This is a genomic window from Streptomyces sp. A5-4 (assembly GCF_051131715.1).
Lineage (GTDB): Bacteria > Actinomycetota > Actinomycetes > Streptomycetales > Streptomycetaceae > Streptomyces.
Genome location: NZ_CP178591.1, coordinates 1,215,756 through 1,232,235, shown reverse-complemented (window position 1 = coordinate 1,232,235; position 16,480 = coordinate 1,215,756). Strand labels below are relative to the sequence as shown.

Annotated in this window: 16 protein-coding genes; 15 read left to right on the top strand and 1 reads right to left on the bottom strand. The window is 69.6% G+C overall.

The window, feature by feature from the left end:
• Positions 1 to 8: 8 nt before the first annotated feature.
• From ACLLJJ_RS05675 to prcA, 3 genes are read left to right on the top strand one after another with little or no spacing between them, the layout of a single operon-like run.
• Positions 9 to 593, top strand: a complete 585-nt coding sequence (locus ACLLJJ_RS05675; protein WP_434588155.1) for an endonuclease VII domain-containing protein — start codon at positions 9 to 11, stop codon at positions 591 to 593.
• Entirely contained in the window at positions 545 to 1,390 is an 846-nt protein-coding gene (gene prcB, locus ACLLJJ_RS05670; protein ID WP_434588154.1) for a proteasome subunit beta, read from the top strand. Before ACLLJJ_RS05675 ends, prcB begins: the two co-directional genes overlap by 49 nt.
• A gap of 51 nt (positions 1,391 to 1,441) precedes the next feature.
• Positions 1,442 to 2,191, top strand: a complete 750-nt coding sequence (prcA, locus tag ACLLJJ_RS05665; protein ID WP_434588153.1) for a proteasome subunit alpha — start codon at positions 1,442 to 1,444, stop codon at positions 2,189 to 2,191.
• Between the two features lie 91 nt (positions 2,192 to 2,282).
• Here the strand turns inward: prcA and ACLLJJ_RS05660 are convergent, their stop codons facing one another.
• Positions 2,283 to 3,254 carry a LacI family DNA-binding transcriptional regulator gene (locus ACLLJJ_RS05660; RefSeq protein WP_434600315.1) on the bottom strand — a complete coding sequence of 324 codons (972 nt, stop codon included), beginning with the start codon at positions 3,252 to 3,254 and terminating at the stop codon, positions 2,283 to 2,285.
• 213 nt (positions 3,255 to 3,467) lie between these two features.
• Here ACLLJJ_RS05660 and ACLLJJ_RS05655 point away from each other — a divergent pair, with 213 nt between their 5' ends.
• From ACLLJJ_RS05655 to ACLLJJ_RS05600, 12 genes are all read left to right on the top strand, one after another.
• On the top strand, positions 3,468 to 4,727 hold the full coding sequence (locus ACLLJJ_RS05655; protein WP_434588152.1) for an MFS transporter: 1,260 nt from the start codon (positions 3,468 to 3,470) through the stop codon (positions 4,725 to 4,727).
• Between the two features lie 9 nt (positions 4,728 to 4,736).
• Complete coding sequence (gene pafA / locus ACLLJJ_RS05650; RefSeq protein ID WP_434588151.1) at positions 4,737 to 6,098, top strand: Pup--protein ligase; 1,362 nt, start codon at positions 4,737 to 4,739, stop codon at positions 6,096 to 6,098.
• Positions 6,099 to 6,284: 186 nt separating this feature from the next.
• Positions 6,285 to 7,277, top strand: coding sequence for an FKBP-type peptidyl-prolyl cis-trans isomerase (locus tag ACLLJJ_RS05645; protein WP_434588150.1), 993 nt, complete (start codon positions 6,285 to 6,287; stop codon positions 7,275 to 7,277).
• 95 nt (positions 7,278 to 7,372) lie between these two features.
• Complete coding sequence (locus tag ACLLJJ_RS05640) at positions 7,373 to 7,747, top strand: FKBP-type peptidyl-prolyl cis-trans isomerase (protein ID WP_434588149.1); 375 nt, start codon at positions 7,373 to 7,375, stop codon at positions 7,745 to 7,747.
• A gap of 111 nt (positions 7,748 to 7,858) precedes the next feature.
• The gene (locus ACLLJJ_RS05635) at positions 7,859 to 8,815 is read left to right on the top strand and encodes a helix-turn-helix transcriptional regulator (protein WP_434588148.1); all 957 of its coding nucleotides are present in this window, start codon (positions 7,859 to 7,861) and stop codon (positions 8,813 to 8,815) included.
• Positions 8,816 to 8,841: 26 nt separating this feature from the next.
• Positions 8,842 to 9,798 carry a helix-turn-helix transcriptional regulator gene (locus ACLLJJ_RS05630; protein WP_434588147.1) on the top strand — a complete coding sequence of 319 codons (957 nt, stop codon included), beginning with the start codon at positions 8,842 to 8,844 and terminating at the stop codon, positions 9,796 to 9,798.
• A 42-nt stretch (positions 9,799 to 9,840) separates the two neighbouring features.
• A complete protein-coding gene (locus ACLLJJ_RS05625) occupies positions 9,841 to 10,095 on the top strand; it encodes a hypothetical protein (protein ID WP_434588146.1) in 255 nt (84 codons plus the stop codon).
• 17 nt (positions 10,096 to 10,112) lie between these two features.
• Entirely contained in the window at positions 10,113 to 10,310 is a 198-nt protein-coding gene (locus tag ACLLJJ_RS05620) for a hypothetical protein (RefSeq protein WP_434588145.1), read from the top strand.
• A 210-nt stretch (positions 10,311 to 10,520) separates the two neighbouring features.
• Positions 10,521 to 10,817, top strand: coding sequence for a Sec-independent protein translocase subunit TatA (tatA, locus tag ACLLJJ_RS05615; RefSeq protein ID WP_434588144.1), 297 nt, complete (start codon positions 10,521 to 10,523; stop codon positions 10,815 to 10,817).
• 107 nt (positions 10,818 to 10,924) lie between these two features.
• Complete coding sequence (gene tatC, locus ACLLJJ_RS05610) at positions 10,925 to 11,836, top strand: twin-arginine translocase subunit TatC (protein WP_434600314.1); 912 nt, start codon at positions 10,925 to 10,927, stop codon at positions 11,834 to 11,836.
• A gap of 82 nt (positions 11,837 to 11,918) precedes the next feature.
• Positions 11,919 to 14,735, top strand: coding sequence for a DEAD/DEAH box helicase (locus tag ACLLJJ_RS05605; protein WP_434600313.1), 2,817 nt, complete (start codon positions 11,919 to 11,921; stop codon positions 14,733 to 14,735).
• 210 nt (positions 14,736 to 14,945) lie between these two features.
• Positions 14,946 to 16,313 (top strand): cytochrome P450, encoded by a 1,368-nt coding sequence (locus ACLLJJ_RS05600; protein WP_434588142.1) that lies wholly within the window; start codon positions 14,946 to 14,948, stop codon positions 16,311 to 16,313.
• Positions 16,314 to 16,480: the final 167 nt, after the last annotated feature.

Below are 16,480 nucleotides of genomic sequence, written 5' to 3'. Positions count from 1 at the left end.
TCACGAATGTGAACGAATATAAGCGATGCTCTCGATGTCAGCGGACATTGCAGCGCGAGGTATTCGCGAGCAATCGCTCGACGAGTGACGGTCTTCAGGGTTACTGCAAGGAGTGCGCCGCCGAGTACTACCGGCAGCGCCAGGAGGCGAAGGGGCGTGCGGTGCGGGCGAAGGTGCCCGTGCCGCGTGGAAGCAAGCGTTGCCCCCAATGTGGCGAGATCAAAGCCCACTCGGAGTGGGAACTGAACTCGACCACGCCGGACGGCTATGCGAGCTACTGCAAGGTGGGCCGGGCAGGGCGGAACCAGCAGAGCTACTTCAAGCGGAAGTACGGCATCACCATGGCCGAGCGTGACGACATGATCTCGTCGCAGATGGGCATCTGCTCGATCTGCCTGTCTGCGCCCGCAGTTCATGTGGATCACTGCCACACGACGGGTAGTGTCCAAGGCGTACTTTGCTTCAACTGCAATTCGGCCATCGGCAAGTTGAGGGACGACCCCGACACCTTGCGTCGGGCCGCCGCATACCTGGAGGGAAACGCGTGGAAGCCAACACTCGTAGCACCGGGCGTCTACCAGCTGCCTTCCTGACGCCGGGCTCGTCATCGTTCATGGACTTCCTGGGCGACCACTCGCCCGAGATGCTGCCCGGTCGGCGCGTCCTGCCGCCCGTCAAGGGCGTCATCGAGGCGCCGCACGGCACGACGATCGTCGCGGCGACGTTCCCCGGCGGCGTGGTGCTCGCCGGTGACCGCAGGGCCACCATGGGCAACATGATCGCGCAGCGCGACATCGAGAAGGTCTTCCCGGCCGACGAGTACTCCGCGGTGGGCATCGCCGGCACCGCCGGGCTCGCCGTCGAGATGGTCAAGCTCTTCCAGCTGGAGCTGGAGCACTTCGAGAAGGTCGAGGGCGCCACGCTCTCCCTGGAGGGCAAGGCGAACCGGCTCTCCACGATGATCCGCAGCAACCTGGGCATGGCGATGCAGGGCCTGGCCGTGGTCCCGCTCTTCGCGGGGTACGACGTCGACCGCGAGAAGGGACGCATCTTCTCGTACGACGTCACAGGCGGCCGTTCCGAGGAGAACGGCTACGCGGCCACCGGCTCGGGCTCCGTCTTCGCCCGCGGTTCGATGAAGAAGCTCTTCCGTGAGGATCTGACGGAGCAGCAGACCATCACGCTGGTCATCCAGGCGCTCTACGACGCGGCCGACGACGACTCGGCGACCGGCGGCCCGGACGTGGCCCGCAGGATCTACCCGATCGTCACCATCATCACCGAGGACGGTTTCCGCAGGCTCACCGAGGCGGAGTCCTCCGAGGTGGCCCGGGCGATCCTGGAGCGGCGCATGGAACAGCCCGACGGTCCGCGCGCCGCGCTGCTCTGAGTCTGTGCCTCTCCGATGCATTCGCCACTGACAGAAAGGGACGGATAGCCGGTGTCGACGCCGTTCTATGTCTCACCCCAGCAGGCCATGGCCGACCGGGCGGAATACGCCCGCAAGGGCATCGCCCGTGGTCGCAGCCTTGTTGTGCTGCAGTTCGCCGACGGCATCGTGTTCGTCGGCGAGAACCCGTCCCGTGCCCTGCACAAGTTCAGCGAGATCTATGACCGGATCGGCTTCGCCGCCGCCGGCAAGTACAACGAGTACGAGAACCTGCGCATTGGCGGTGTCCGGTACGCCGATCTGCGTGGATACACCTACGACCGCGACGATGTGACGGCCCGTGGCCTCGCCAACGTCTACGCGCAGACGCTGGGCACGATTTTCTCCAGCAACGCGGAGAAGCCGTACGAGGTGGAGCTGGTCGTCGCCGAGGTCGGTGCCGAGGCCGAGGGTGACCAGATCTACCGGCTGCCGCACGACGGTTCGATCGTGGACGAGCACGGCTCGGTCGCGGTCGGCGGCAACGCGGAGCAGATCAGCACCTTCCTCGATCAGCGTCACCGCGACGGAATGACGCTCGCGGAGGCGCTCAAGCTCGCCGTGCAGGCGCTGTCGCGGGACACCAACGGCAGCGAGCGGGAGATCCCCGCTGAGCGCCTGGAGGTTGCGGTCCTGGACCGTACGAGGCCGCAGAAGCGCAAGTTCAAGCGCATTGTCGGCCGCCAGCTGACCCGCCTCCTGGAGGCGGACGGCAACGCGGCCGAGCCGACCGAGGTGCCTTCGGACACCGAGGAGGAGTAGCCCGGCCGCTCTCCGGGCGCCTCAGCCGATCCCCGGCCCGCCCAGCGGCGCCGGGGATCAGGCGTGTACGGGCCGCGAGGGCCGCGGGGCCTCAGGCGCGGGCTGTGGAGCCGCGGGCGACCAGTTCCACCGGCAGGTCGCCCCCCTCGGGCTCCCGGCCGTCCAGGACGGCCAGCAGCGCCGCCATGCCGCGTTCGCCGACCCGCTCGGCTGGCAGCCGGACAGTGGTGAGTTCGGGCTCCACGGCGGTCGCCAGGGCCAGGTCGTCGAAGCCGGTGACCGAGACGTCCTCGGGCACCCGCAGACCGAGGCGCCGCACGGCCTTGCAGGCACCGGCCGCGATGATGTCGTCGTCACAGACGAGCGCCGTGGGCCGGGGGCCGGGCCCGGTGAGTGCCAGCTCCGCGGCCCGCCGGCCGCTGTGCACGTCCAGCGCCGTGGGCACGGTACGCAGAACGACGTCCGGAACCCCGCGCAGTGCCTCGCCGATCGCCCGTGCCCGCACCTCGAAGGTCCAGGAGTCCACGGCCGACGCGAGGTGGGCGAACCTGCGATGGCCCAGCGCGAGCAGATGCTCCGTCACCTGACGCATGCCGTCGGCGATGTCGAGGTTCACATGGGCGGCGGCGTCGGGTTCCGCCGGGTCGCTGTCGAGCATGACCAGGGGCAGGGCGGCGCCCCGGATCGCGCCGAGCGCCCCGGCCGCCATGGACGAGGCGATGACGCCGTCCAGCGCGGCCCGTGCCGAGGCGAAGGGGTCCCTGGCGGGCCCTGTGCCGTCGGGGGAGGGGTAGAGCACCACGCCGAAGTCGTGCTCGGCGGCGGTGCGGGCGGCGCCCGTGTAGACCCGGGCGAAGAATTCGTTGGTGAGGGCGGGGACGACGAGCAGTGCGGTCCTGGTCCGGCCGAGCCGCAGACTGCGGGCGGCGAGATTGGGCCGGTACCCCAGCTCCCGCGCGGCCCCGCGCACCAGTTCCGCGGTGCGCTCCGAGACGCGTCCGCGCCACTTGTCGCCGAGGACCAGCGACACGGTGGCCTGCGACACCCCGGCGGCCCGCCCCACGTCCCTGCTGGTCGGGGCCGCGTCGGCGGCCGGCTCGCGCCTCGCCCGGCGGGGCGCGGCGGCGCCGTGGGTGTCGTCCGGGCTGGTCACTCGTGCCTCCGCGCGTCAACGGTTCCGCCGTCGCGGGGTGGACCCGCGATGTCGCCCCATGGTACGTATGACCCTGGAAGTTATACGTAAAACTCCGGGTCGTGCCGGGGGAGAGGGACGGACATGGCTGCGGGATACGCGGAACTGCTCAGAACCAGGCACGCCGCCCGCCTGCTGGCCGGGACCCTGGTGGGGCGTCTGCCGAACGCCACCGCGCCGATCGCGATCGTGCTCTTCGTCCGGGCCGAGGGCGGCAGTTACTCCCTGGCAGGCGCTCTGGCGGCCATCTACGGACTCTCCAACGCGGTCGGCCAGCCACTCCTCGGCCGCGCCGTGGACCTGTACGGACAGCCCCGCGTCCAGCTCCCCTCCGCCGTCCTCTCGGCCCTGGGCATGGTCCTGCTCACGCTCGCCGGCATCGATCCGCTGCTCCTCGCGTACGCCGCCGTGATCGTGGCCGGCCTCTTCACCCCGCCGCTCGAAGGGGGCCTTCGGGCGCTGTGGACCGACGTACTGGGCCGCGAGGACCGGGTGCACCGGGCGTACGCCATGGACGCCGTGGCGCAGGAGATCATGTTCACCGTCGGCCCGCTGCTCGTCACCCTGCTCGTGTCGCTCCGGTCCCCGGCCGCCGCGCTGCTGGTGATCAACGCGATAGGTGTGCTCGGCGCGCTCTCCGTCGTCCTGTCGAAGCCCTCGCGCGCGTGGCGCTCCGCACCCCGCGAGGCGCACTGGCTCGGCGCGCTGCGCTCACCCGCTCTGCTCGCACTCCTCGGCGCCTTCTTCTTCGTCGGCCTCGCCCTGGGCTCGATCACGGTCGCCGGAGTCGCGTACGCCGACGACCACGGCCGGGAGTCGGTGTACGGCCTGCTGATGGCCGCACTCGGCCTCGGCGCGCTGTTCGGCGGCCTGTTGTACGGCGCCCGCCAGTGGGCCGGCGCTCCTGAGCGGAGGCTGCGGGTCATCGTGGCGCTGCTCGCGCTCGGCTACCTGCCGCTGATGCTCACCCCGGGCGTCGCCGCGATGACCGTGCTCGTCGGGGTCGCCGGTGTCTTCCTGGCGCCCGCGCTCGCCTGCGCGTTCATCGTCGTCGACCGGCACGCCCCGCGCGGCACCGTAACCGAGGCGTTCTCCTGGCTCGTCACCACCTTCGGCGTAGGCGCGGCGGTCGGTACGGGAGCCGCGGGACCGGCCGTGGAACACGGGGGCGCCGCCGCGAGTTTCGCCGTCGCCTCGATCGCCGGAGTCGCGGCGTTGGTGGTGCTGCTGAGCACCCAACGGGTTCTCACTCCGCCCGTTGCCGTCGACTCCGTGTTTAACCCTTCGGGAAATGATCGAATCCGTGCGGCCGAACCCGGTTTCAGGACAGGCCATAAGGCGTAATGTTCAGTCATGGACCGCCGCATTTTCGGGCTGGAGAACGAGTACGGCGTCACATGCACGTTCAGGGGACAGCGCCGACTGTCTCCCGACGAAGTGGCGCGCTACCTCTTCCGCCGTGTTGTGTCATGGGGCCGCAGTAGCAACGTCTTCCTGCGGAACGGCGCCCGCCTCTACCTCGACGTGGGATCGCATCCGGAATACGCAACTCCCGAGTGCGACAACCTGACCGAGTTGGTTACGCACGACAAGGCAGGCGAGCGCATTCTCGAAGGCCTTCTCGTCGACGCCGAACGCCGCCTGCACGAGGAGGGAATCGCGGGCGACGTCTATCTCTTCAAGAACAACACCGACTCTGCGGGGAACTCCTACGGCTGCCACGAGAACTATCTGGTGGCCCGCCACGGAGAGTTCTCCCGGCTCGCGGACATCCTCATCCCGTTCCTTGTCACACGGCAGATGATCTGCGGTGCCGGCAAGGTACTGCAGACGCCACGTGGCGCGGTCTTCTGCGTCAGCCAGCGTGCCGAGCACATCTGGGAGGGCGTCAGTTCCGCGACCACCCGCTCCCGGCCGATCATCAACACCCGCGACGAGCCGCACGCGGACGCCGAGCGCTACCGCAGGCTCCACGTCATCGTCGGCGACTCGAACATGTCCGAGACGACCATGCTGCTCAAGGTCGGAGCCACCGACCTGGTGCTGCGCATGATCGAGGCGGGCACGGTGATGCGTGACCTCACCCTGGAGAACCCGATCCGGGCCATCCGCGAGGTCAGCCACGACATCACCGGCCAGCGCAAGGTGCGGCTGGCGAGCGGGCGCGAGGCATCGGCCCTCGAAGTACAGCGCGAGTACTACGAGAAGGCTGTGGACTTCGTCGACCGGCGAGGCATCCGCACCGGCAATGTCGCGCAGGTCCTCGAACTGTGGGGCCGCACCCTGGACGCGATCGAGGCCGAGGACCTCGACCGGATCGGTACCGAGATCGACTGGGTGATGAAGTACAAGCTCATCGAGCGGTACCGGGCCAAGCACAACATGACGATGTCGAATCCGCGGGTCGCGCAGATCGACCTGGCGTACCACGACATCCATCGCCGCCGCGGGCTCTACTACCTCTTGGAGAAGAGGGGGCAGGCCGCCCGTATCTGCAACGACCTGAAGATCTTCGAGGGCAAATCGGTGCCCCCTCAGACCACCAGGGCGCGGCTGCGCGGCGACTTCATCCGCAGGGCCCAGGAGCAGCGCCGGGACTTCACCGTCGACTGGGTGCACCTCAAGCTCAATGACCAGGCGCAGCGCACCGTGTTGTGCAAGGACCCCTTCAGGTCGGTGGACGACCGCGTCGAGAAGCTGATCGCCGGTATGTGAGTGGCACCGGTGGATGAGCCGTAAACGCTGTCAACACCGGACAGCAGCAGACAACAGTTGACACGCCTGCGCGCCGGGACGTACATGTTCCGGCGCGCAGCCGTGTCAGTACCCGTGGTGCTGCTGGGGCGAAGTCGTAGAGTGGCAGGCAGTGCCCGGACCCCCTCTACTCGCGAGTTGGACTGAATGAACCCCACGAAGACTGTCCGCCGTGCCGCTGCGGTACTGGTAGTTCCCACCTTGTTGCTGACCGCGGCCTGCGGGTCCGACTCAGGTTCCGAGGACGGCGAGGCGAAGAAGAGCAGCGCCGCCACGGTGACCGGAAAGTTCGGCGACGAGCCCAAGATCGAGATTGCCAAGGACGCGAAGCCCTCCGAAAAGATCGTCGTCAGCACCGTCAGTGACGGTGACGGCAGCGCGGTGAAGAAGGGCGACTTCGTACGCGTCGATCACAGCGGCAAGGCGATGAAGGACTCCAAGCCCCTCGGCAGCAGCTGGACCAAGGCTCCGGGAGCCGACCCGAAGGCGCCGCGCACCCAGGTCGTGCAGGAGATCGGCGCGCAGAGCCAGATGCTGCCCGCCAAGGTGCTCGATTCCCTGGTAGGCCAGAAGGTCGGCAGCCGGGTCGAGATCGAGGGCACCGCCGACGCGATCATCGGCCAGCAGCTGAACCCGCAGTCCGGGATCAAGCCGACGGACGGCCTGGTCTGGGTCGTCGACGTGGTCGCTGCCAAGAAGGTCGACAAGAAGGCCGAGGCCAAGGGTGAGCAGGCGGCGTCCGAAGCCGGCCTGCCCGAGGTGAAGGCCAACCCGCGGAAGGCTGCGACGATCACCATTCCCAAGGGTGAGAAGGCCCCCAAGGACCTCAAGGACCAGGTCCTGATCAAGGGCTCCGGCGCCGAGGTCAAGGCGGGCCAGGGCCTCGTCGCGCAGTACACCGGCGTCAAGTGGGAGGACGGCAAGAAGTTCGACTCCTCCTGGGACCACGGTGGCGCCACCGGCTTCCAGATCGGCGCCGGCGCGGTCATCCCGGGCTGGGACAAGGGCCTGGTCGGCAAGCACATCGGCGACCGTGTCCTGCTGAGCATCCCGGCCGCCCAGGCGTACGGCTCGAACCCGCAGAGCGAGCTGGCCAAGAACAACCTGCTCTTCGTCGTCGACATCATCGACACCGTCTGAGCCGGTCCTCCCCGATCCCGTCCGACCCGTGCCGTCCGTCCGCCCGTGGCAGACTGGCGCGGTTGTCCACAAGATTCATTCGTAGGAGCACTTTCGTGAGCATCGACAAGCCCGAGATCGACTTCCCGGAAGGTCAGCCGCCGGCCGACCTCGAGATCAAGGAAATCTGGGAGGGTGACGGCGCGGAGGCCAAGGCGGGCGCCACCATCAAGGTCCATTACGTGGGTGTCGCCTTCTCCACCGGTGAAGAGTTCGACGCCAGCTGGAACCGCGGCACGCCGCTGCAGTTCCAGCTCGGTGCCGGCCAGGTCATCGCCGGCTGGGACCAGGGCATGCAGGGCATGAAGGTCGGCGGCCGTCGCAAGCTGACCATCCCCGCGCACCTCGCGTACGGCGACCGCGGCGCCGGCGGCGGCGTCATCGCCCCGGGCGAGACGCTGATCTTCGTCTGCGACCTCATCGAGGCCTGATCAACCGGTAGCAGAACGAGGGCCCACGCCTTGTGTCGTGGGCCCTCGGCTTTTGCCGCGACACCCCGGGGCGGTACGGTCAACGGTCGTAGAGCAAGAGAGAGGGTGCCGATGGCGATTGCCAAGGCCGAACGGTTGATGAACCTGGCGCTGTGCCTGCTCGGGACCCGGCGCCCGCTCAGCAAGCGGGAACTGCGGGGGTCCATCGAGGCCTACCTGGAAGCCAGTACGGACGACTCCTTCAACCGGATGTTCGAGCGCGACAAGGACGATCTGCGCGAACTCGGTCTGGTCATCGACACGGTCGAGAATCTCGACGGCGACACCGGCTACCTCGCCCGCCGGGACAGCAACAGGCTGCCCGCCATCACCCTCGACGCCGAAGAGGCCGCCGCGCTGGGCCTGGCCGCGAAGGTCTGGCAGCAGGCCCGGCTGGCCGGCGCCGCCAGCGGCGCCCTGCAGAAGCTGCGTGCCGCCGGGATGCCGGAGGCGGACGACCCGTACGAGGTCCACCACAGCGCCCTCGAACCGCGGATCCCCGTGCACGAGGCGGCTTTCGAGCCGCTGATGCTCGCCTGCCGCGACCGCCGCCCCGTCGTCTTCGACTACCGCAAGGCCACCGCGGCCCGCCCCGAGACCCGGCAGGTGGAGCCGTGGACACTGGAGTGCTGGCGCGGCCACTGGTACCTCGCCGGCTGGGACCGCGACCGCAGTGCCGAGCGCGTCTTCAGGCTCTCGCGGATCACCGGCAAGGTGCGCTCGCGCACCGGGGCGTTCACCGCGCCCGTGCCGGACGTGGTGACGGTCCGCGAGACCGTCGAGAGCTGGGCGGGGGAGACGGCGACCCGCACGGCCCTGATCAAGCTCCGCTCCGGCTCCGGCTACCCCCTGCGCGCCCGCGCCACGGCCGTGCGCGACCTGGGCGGCGGCTGGGACGAGCTGGCCATCCCGTACGGGCACGGGCTCGACGCCTGGCTCGTCGAATTCGGCCCGGACGTGGTCGTACTTGAGCCCGCTGATCTGCGGGCCGACGTCGTGGACCGGCTGCGCGCCGTGGCCAAGGACTGAGAAGGACTGAGGGGGACCCGTACTTCATGGCCACGAACGCGATCGACCAGACGCGCCGGATGCTCTCGCTGGTGACCTATTTGCGCGAGCGCCCCGGCGCCCACGTCACCGACGTCGCCCGTGCCTTCGGGATCACCGAGGACGAGCTGATCTCCGACCTGGATGTGCTGCCCATGTGCGGCACCAGCTTCCGGGGCGGTGACCTGCTCGACATCGACACCGACGGCGACCGCATCTGGTGGCACAACCCCGACGACGTCGCCGAGCCGCTGAAGCTCGCCGCCGACGAGGCCACGGCGCTGCTCGTCGCCGCCCGCGCCGTCTCCACCCTGCCCGGACTGCGCGAGGGTGACCGCCAGGCCCTGCTGCGCGCCACCGCGAAGCTGGAGGCCGCGGCGGGGGAGGAGGCGAGCGCCAGCTCCCGCCTCTCGGTGACCTTCGAGTCCGAGGGCGGGGTCTTCGCCGACGTCGACCGCGCGATCTCCGAGCGGCGCCGGCTGTGGCTGCGCTACTACTCACCGGCGCGCGACGAGCTGACCGAGCGCGAGGTCGACCCGATCCGGCTCTTCGCCGTGGGCCACACGTACATGGAGGCCTGGTGCAGGCTCTCCGAGGCACGGCGTACGTTCCGCCTCGACCGGGTCGCCGAGATCAGGCTGCTCGACGAACCGTCGGTGCCGCCCGAGATCGAGCTGCGTGACCTCTCGGAGGGGCTCGTGCAGCCCGCGGCTGACGACCCGGAGGTCGTGGTGCAGGTCGGCCCCGGAGGCCGCTGGGTGGCCGAGTACTACCCGCACGACAGCGCCGAGGAGCTGCCCGACGGTGGCCTGCGGATCACGCTGCGCACCCCCGACCCGGCCTCGCTGCGGCGGCTCGCACTGCGGCTCGGCAGGGACGGGCACATCGTGGCGCCCGGATATCTGGCCGTGAGCGCACGGCAGGCGGCGCGCGAGGCGCTCACCGCCTACGACGGGCAGGCCTAGCGGACGCGGGCCGGGTAAGAAGGTTTAAGGAGATATGGAGAGATGTCGATGGTGCCCGGAACGACCACCGCGGTGGGCCCGGTCCTCTTCAGGGCGGCGTGCCCGGACTGCCGCGCCGGCTTCGAGCTGTCGGCGGGCTCGCTGCGGCTGGCCATCGGCGCCAGCAGACGCAAGACCTTCTACTCCTTCACCTGCCCGGAGTGCGGCTCCGCGGTGCGCAAGCCGGCCGATGAGCGCATCGTGGAGCTCCTCACGGTGGGCGGCGTACGGACGCTGCGCCTCCACACCACCTTCTGAGCGTCTAGGCTCTGCCCATGCTCTGGCCGATGCTCGCAATCGCTCTTGGATTCCTTGGTCTCGCCGTACTCGGTGTCCTGGCGGTCAAGGTCTTCCTCGAAGTCCAGCGCCTCGGCACCCAGGTCGCCGACACCTCGCTGCGGATCAACCGGGCCGCCGAGAATCTGGAGCGGGCGGCGGAGGATCTGGCCCGCACGGGTGAGACCCTTCGGTAGCGGATCCGCTCTCCACCGGCCCCGACCCGGGCGGTATCCTGCAGATGGCGGCCTTGCCAGCGAGGCGCGGGCCGCAATCCGTAGTACGCGCGGGCATTGCCCTGTGTTTACCCCTACGGGTTACGATCGCTGCCAGCGCGGCGACCGGACACGCGTCCGGCCGGTCGAGCACCAGACCCCCTGTCGCCTCGGTGAAGAAGGTAATCAGCTATGGGTAGGCTCGGCCCCACCGAGATCATCCTCATCCTCGTCATCATCATCCTGCTGTTCGGTGCCAAGAAGCTTCCGGACATGGCGCGCTCGCTGGGCAAGTCGGCCCGCATCCTCAAGAGCGAGGCCAAGGCGATGAAGAAGGACGACGACCAGAGCGCCCCGGCCGACCCGCCGGCCCCGGGTGCCACCCCGGACCAGACCGCCCAGACTCCGCCGCGCACGATCCAGGCCGCTCCCGGCGACGTGACCAGCTCGCGTCCCGTGAACGAGCCGACCGACACCAGCAAGCGCTGAGACCTGGGCCGCCGCAGGCACCTTGACCGGTGACCCCCTGCCGCACGAGATGAGGACGTGGGTTGCTCAAGACTGCCCGCAAGCCGGAGAAGGATCCCGAGGGCCGCATGCCTCTCGTGGAGCACCTGCGTGAACTCCGCAACCGGCTTGCCAAGGGTCTGCTCGCGATCATGGCGGTCACAATTGTGGCCCTCGTGTACAGCGAGGACCTCATGAAGTTCCTGACGGATTCGGTGCCGAAGTGCGGTCCGAACGTCACGAGCGACGGTGGTAACTGCGCGATCGTCTCCTTCAATACGCTGATGGCTCCCTTCAGCGTGACGATCCAGCTCAGCCTCACGGCCGGTCTCGTCGTCGCGAGTCCGGTCTGGCTCTACCAGCTCTGGGCCTTCGTGGCGCCCGGACTGCACAAGACCGAGAAGAAGTACACGTACGCCTTCGTCGGCGCCGCCGTGCCGCTCTTCTCGGCAGGCGCCTACCTCGCCTATCTCATCCTCCCGGTCAGCGTGAAGGTGCTCATCAGCCTCACTCCGGAGGGCTCGGCGAACATCCTGTCGCTCGGCGACGTACTCGACTTCACGCTGCGCATGGTGCTCGTCTTCGGGCTCGCCTTCGAGCTTCCGCTGGTCCTGGTGATGCTCAACATCACCGGCATCCTCAGCGGCCGTCGCATGGTCCGCTGGTGGCGCGGCGTCATCATGGGCGTCTTCGTCTTCGGCGCGGTGATCACCCCCACCACCGACCCGATCGGCATGCTCGCCCTGGCTGGTCCGATCACCGTCCTGTACTTCATGGCTGTCGCGTTCTCGCTGGCCAACGACCGGCGCCGCAGGCGCAACAACCCCGACGCGGAGCTGGACGACGACAAGGCGTCCGACCTCGATCTCACGCCCGAGGCCGTCGACGGCCTCGAGGCGGTCGAGACCGTGCCCGCGTCGCGCGGGCTGCCGGAACAGGCGGGCGCGCAGAGCGGCGGGACCCGTCCCAAGCAACTGAACGGGTACGACGACGCCACCTGATCCAGTGGTCGTGAAGGGTGCCTCAGCCCGTCGATAAAGATCGGGCTGAGTGTCATACCTGGCGGGTAGGCTCTTGAACAAGATGACAGAGGACCTCTCCCCAGCTGAGCGGTACGCCGCAGCTCGAGCGCGCACCGCCGAGCAGGCCACCGCGCTCGCACCCTTCCGTGAGCTGTACGACTTCGACCTGGATCCGTTCCAGATCGAGGCGTGCAAGGCCCTTGAGTCAGGCAAGGGTGTGCTCGTCGCCGCCCCGACCGGCTCGGGCAAGACGATCGTCGGCGAGTTCGCCGTGCACCTGGCGCTCGCCGAGGGCCGCAAGTGCTTCTACACCACGCCCATCAAGGCGCTTTCCAACCAGAAGTTCCAGGACCTCGTCAGGCGGTACGGGGCCGACAAGGTCGGCCTGCTGACCGGTGACAACAGCGTCAACTCCGATGCCCCGGTGGTCGTGATGACCACCGAGGTCCTGCGGAACATGCTGTACGCGGGCTCGCAGTCGCTGCGTGGGCTCGGCTATGTGGTGATGGACGAGGTGCACTACCTCTCCGACCGCTTCCGCGGAGCCGTGTGGGAGGAGGTGATCATCCACCTGCCCGAGTCGGTGACGCTGGTCTCGCTTTCGGCGACCGTGTCCAACGCCGAGGAGTTCGGCGACTGGCTGGACACCGTCCGCGGCGACACCGAGGTGGTCGTCTCCGAGCACCGGCCCGTGCCGCTGTGGCAGCACGTGCTCGCCGGACGCAAGATGTACGACCTCTTCGAGGAGTCCGACGACGGCAGGGGTGGCCGGCGCGAGGTCAATCCCGACCTGGTGCGCATGGCGCGGATGGAGAACAGCACCTCCTTCCACGCGCGCGGTCGCCGTGGCAGGGAGCCGCGCGAGGCCGACCGGGAGCGGGAGCGCAGAGCGCGCGGTCGCATCTGGACGCCCGCCAGGCCCGAGGTCATCGAGCGGCTCGACTCCGCCGGGCTGCTGCCCGCGATCACCTTCATCTTCAGCCGCGCGGGCTGCGAGGCCGCGGTACAGCAGTGCCTGTTCGCGGGCCTGCGGCTCAACGACGAGGACGGGCGCCGGCGGGTGCGCGAGATCGTCGAGGAGCGCACGGCGTCGATCCCCAACGAGGACCTGCACGTCCTCGGGTATTACGACTGGCTCGAAGGCCTGGAGCGGGGCATCGCCGCACACCACGCGGGCATGCTGCCGACCTTCAAGGAGGTGGTCGAGGAGCTGTTCGTCAAGAACCTGGTCAAGGCCGTCTTCGCGACGGAGACCCTGGCGCTCGGCATCAACATGCCCGCCAGATCAGTGGTGTTGGAGAAGCTCGTCAAGTGGAACGGCGAGCAGCACGCCGACATCACCCCCGGTGAGTACACCCAGTTGACGGGCCGCGCGGGACGTCGCGGCATCGACGTCGAGGGCCATGCGGTCGTGCTGTGGCAGCGCGGCATGGACCCGGGCGCGCTGGCCGGCCTCGCCGGGACGCGCACCTACCCGCTGCGGTCCAGCTTCAAGCCGTCGTACAACATGGCGGTGAACCTGGTCCGGCAGTTCGGGCAGCACCGCTCGCGAGAGCTGCTGGAGACGTCGTTCGCGCAGTTCCAGGCGGACAAGTCGGTCGTCGGGATCTCGAAGCAGGTCCAGAAGAACGAAGAGGGCATCGAGGGTTACCGGGCGGGCATGACCTGCCACCTGGGGGACTTCGAGGAGTACGCGCGGATGCGCCGCGAGCTCAAGGACCGCGAGACCGAGCTGGCCAAGCAGGGCGTGGCGCAGCGCAGGGCCGCCGCGGCGAACTCGCTGGAGAAGCTCAAGATCGGTGACGTCATCCATGTGCCGACCGGCAAGTTCGCCGGACTGGCGCTGGTGCTCGATCCGGGGCTGCCCGCCGGGCGCGCCAACGGGCACCGCGGGATGGAGCACCACGACGGCCCCCGGCCCCTGGTGATCACCGCCGAGCGGCAGGTCAAGCGGCTCGCGTCGATCGACTTCCCGGTGCCCGTCGAGCCGCTGGAGCGGATGCGGATCCCCAAGTCCTTCAACGCGCGCAGCCCGCAGTCGCGCCGCGACCTGGCGTCCGCGCTGCGCACCAAGGCCGGGCACATCGACCCCGACCGGCACCGCAAGCCGCGGGCCGCCGCGGCCGACGACCGTGAGATCGCCCGGCTGCGTACGGCCCTGCGGGCGCACCCCTGCCACGGCTGCGACGAGCGCGAGGACCACGCCCGGTGGGCCGAGCGCTTCTACCGGCTGCAGCGGGACACCCGGCAGCTGGAGCGGCGCATCGAGGGCCGGACGAACACCATCGCCCGCACCTTCGACCGGATCTACGCCCTGTTGACCGAGCTCGACTACCTGCGCGGCGACAAGGCCACCGAGCACGGCAAGCGGCTCGCCAGGCTGTACGGCGAGCTCGATCTGCTGGCTTCGGAGTGCCTGCGCGAGGGTGTGTGGGAGGGGCTCAGCCCCGCCGAACTGGCAGCGTGCGTCTCGGCCCTGGTCTTCGAGGCGAGGCAGTCGGACGACGCGGTCGCGCCCAAGCTGCCCACCGGGCCCGCGAAGACCGCCATGGCCGAAATGGTCCGCATCTGGGGCAGGCTCGACGCCCTGGAGGAGGACTTCGAGATCAACCAGACGGAGGGGGTCGGGCAGCGCGAACCCGATCTCGGCTTCGCCTGGGCGGTGTTCATGTGGGCCTCCGGGAAGGGGCTCGACGAGGTGCTGCGCGAGGCCGAGATGCCGGCCGGTGACTTCGTCCGCTGGTGCAAGCAGGTCATCGATGTGCTGGGCCAGGTCGCGGCGGCCGCGCCGCACGACGGCAGCACGGTCGCGAAGAACGCCCGCAAGGCGGTCGAAGCCGTATTGCGCGGCGTCGTCGCGTACTCGTCGGTGGGCTGAAGGCCGGCCGGGCAGTCATGGAGTGCCGGTGCGCCACCCCTGATTTCAGGGGTGGCGCACCGGCGTTTTCGTGAGGCGACAGGCGTCAACCAGCCATTCGGCCGGTGCGGTTGTCCACAGGGGCTGGTGGAGTGTCCGACCCGTCGGCTTCGATGGGGTCAGTCGCGCGCAGCACCCGATGCGCGCCGCCCGAGCAGGGGAGAGCCCATCATGACCACGGATGCCGGTGCGGCCGTCGACGTACAGCCGCAGGAGTACCGGTCCGTGCCCGGGCCGCGCGGGCTGCCCTTCCTCGGCAACCTGCCGCAGTTCGGTAGGAACCCGCTGGCGTTCTTCGAGCGGCTGCGAGGGTACGGGGACCTGGTGCGGTGGCGGTTCGGCCCGTCGCGGTGTCTCTTTGTCGCCGATCCCCAGCTCGTCGGTGAGCTGATCACCGAGGTCGAGCGGAGCTTCGACCAGCCCGAACTGGGCATCGCCTTCCGGACGTTGATGGGCAACGGAGTGATCGTGGCCCGGGGTCCCGACTGGCGTCGCAAGCGGTCGTTGGTGCAGCCGTCGGTCCGTCCCAAGCAGGTACGGTCCTACGCGACCACCATGACGGAGTGCGCCGCCCAGCTCGCCGACGGATGGTCCGACGGTGAACGCGTCGACATCAAGCGCGAGATGGCCGTCCTGACCCAGCGGATCGCTGTGCGCACCATCTTCGGGGCGGGCACCGCGGCGGACGCCGAGGCGATCGGCCGGGCGATGGATGTGGCGCAGCGGGAAATAGGCGTGGAGTTCAGCGGGATCGGGGCCCTGCTGCCCGACTGGGTGCCGACGCCGGGGCGGGCTCGTATCAGGCGGGCCGCGGCGGTCATCGACGCGGAGGTCGCCCAGGTGGTCGAGCAGCACCGGAGCGGCGACGGTGAACGGCCCGACCTGCTGAGCCGGTTGCTCGCCGCGCAGGACGAGACCGGGGCCCGTCTCTCGGACGACGAGATTCGCGACGAGACCGTCACGCTGTACATCGCCGGGCACGAGACGACCAGCAGCACCCTGGTGTGGGCCTGGTACCTGCTCGCGCGCAATCCGCGGGTGCGCTCCGCACTCGCGGAGGAGCTGGAGCGGGTGCTCGGTGACCGGGAGCCCGGCTTCGACGACTACGCGAAGCTCACCTACGCCCAGGCGGTGGTGAAGGAGACGCTGCGGCTGTATCCGACGATCTGGCTGCTCACCGGGGTCGCCAAGGAGGGCGCCCGGATCGGCGGGCTGCCGGTGGAGCCGGGGACCCGGGTGTGGTGCAGCCAGTGGGTCACGCAGCGGGACGCGCGGTGGTTCCCGGAGCCCGAGGAGTTCCGGCCGGAGCGCTGGGACGCCGAGAGCGGCGAGGAGATACCGGAGTACGCGTGGTTCCCGTTCGGCGGCGGCCCGCGGGTCTGCCTCGGCGCGCGCTTCGCCATGGTGGAGGCGGTGCTGATTCTGGCCGTCCTCGCGCGGCGGTTCGACCTGGACGTCGACCCCGGTGAGATACGGCCCGTACCGTCGCTCACGCTTCAGCCGGACCGGGAGGTACGGGCCACGGTGCGGTCGCGGTAGGCGCCGGGCCGCCGGGGCGGGTGTCCCGCGAGGCGGAGCTCGACGGTCGGGGCCTTCGGCAGGTGACGCCGTCGGATTCGGTGGCGTCGCCGGGGTCCCGGCCACCGGCCCCCGCACAGCGTGTCGGCGGCGTCGGGAAAGCGCGGAGGGCGCACCCGCGAGTCCGA

What these genes read in the sequence shown, in the direction of transcription:
- ACLLJJ_RS05625 (WP_434588146.1), top strand. Translation starts at nt 9,841, where the DNA reads ATGTCGATGGTGCCCGGAACGACCACCGCGGTGGGCCCGGTCCTCTTC.
- ACLLJJ_RS05655 (WP_434588152.1), top strand. Translation starts at nt 3,468, where the DNA reads ATGGCTGCGGGATACGCGGAACTGCTCAGAACCAGGCACGCCGCCCGC.
- ACLLJJ_RS05620 (WP_434588145.1), top strand. Translation starts at nt 10,113, where the DNA reads ATGCTCTGGCCGATGCTCGCAATCGCTCTTGGATTCCTTGGTCTCGCC.
- ACLLJJ_RS05630 (WP_434588147.1), top strand. Translation starts at nt 8,842, where the DNA reads ATGGCCACGAACGCGATCGACCAGACGCGCCGGATGCTCTCGCTGGTG.
- tatC (WP_434600314.1), top strand. Translation starts at nt 10,925, where the DNA reads ATGCCTCTCGTGGAGCACCTGCGTGAACTCCGCAACCGGCTTGCCAAG.
- tatA (WP_434588144.1), top strand. Translation starts at nt 10,521, where the DNA reads ATGGGTAGGCTCGGCCCCACCGAGATCATCCTCATCCTCGTCATCATC.
- ACLLJJ_RS05645 (WP_434588150.1), top strand. Translation starts at nt 6,285, where the DNA reads ATGAACCCCACGAAGACTGTCCGCCGTGCCGCTGCGGTACTGGTAGTT.
- ACLLJJ_RS05600 (WP_434588142.1), top strand. Translation starts at nt 14,946, where the DNA reads ATGACCACGGATGCCGGTGCGGCCGTCGACGTACAGCCGCAGGAGTAC.
- pafA (WP_434588151.1), top strand. Translation starts at nt 4,737, where the DNA reads ATGGACCGCCGCATTTTCGGGCTGGAGAACGAGTACGGCGTCACATGC.
- ACLLJJ_RS05605 (WP_434600313.1), top strand. Translation starts at nt 11,919, where the DNA reads ATGACAGAGGACCTCTCCCCAGCTGAGCGGTACGCCGCAGCTCGAGCG.
- ACLLJJ_RS05635 (WP_434588148.1), top strand. Translation starts at nt 7,859, where the DNA reads ATGGCGATTGCCAAGGCCGAACGGTTGATGAACCTGGCGCTGTGCCTG.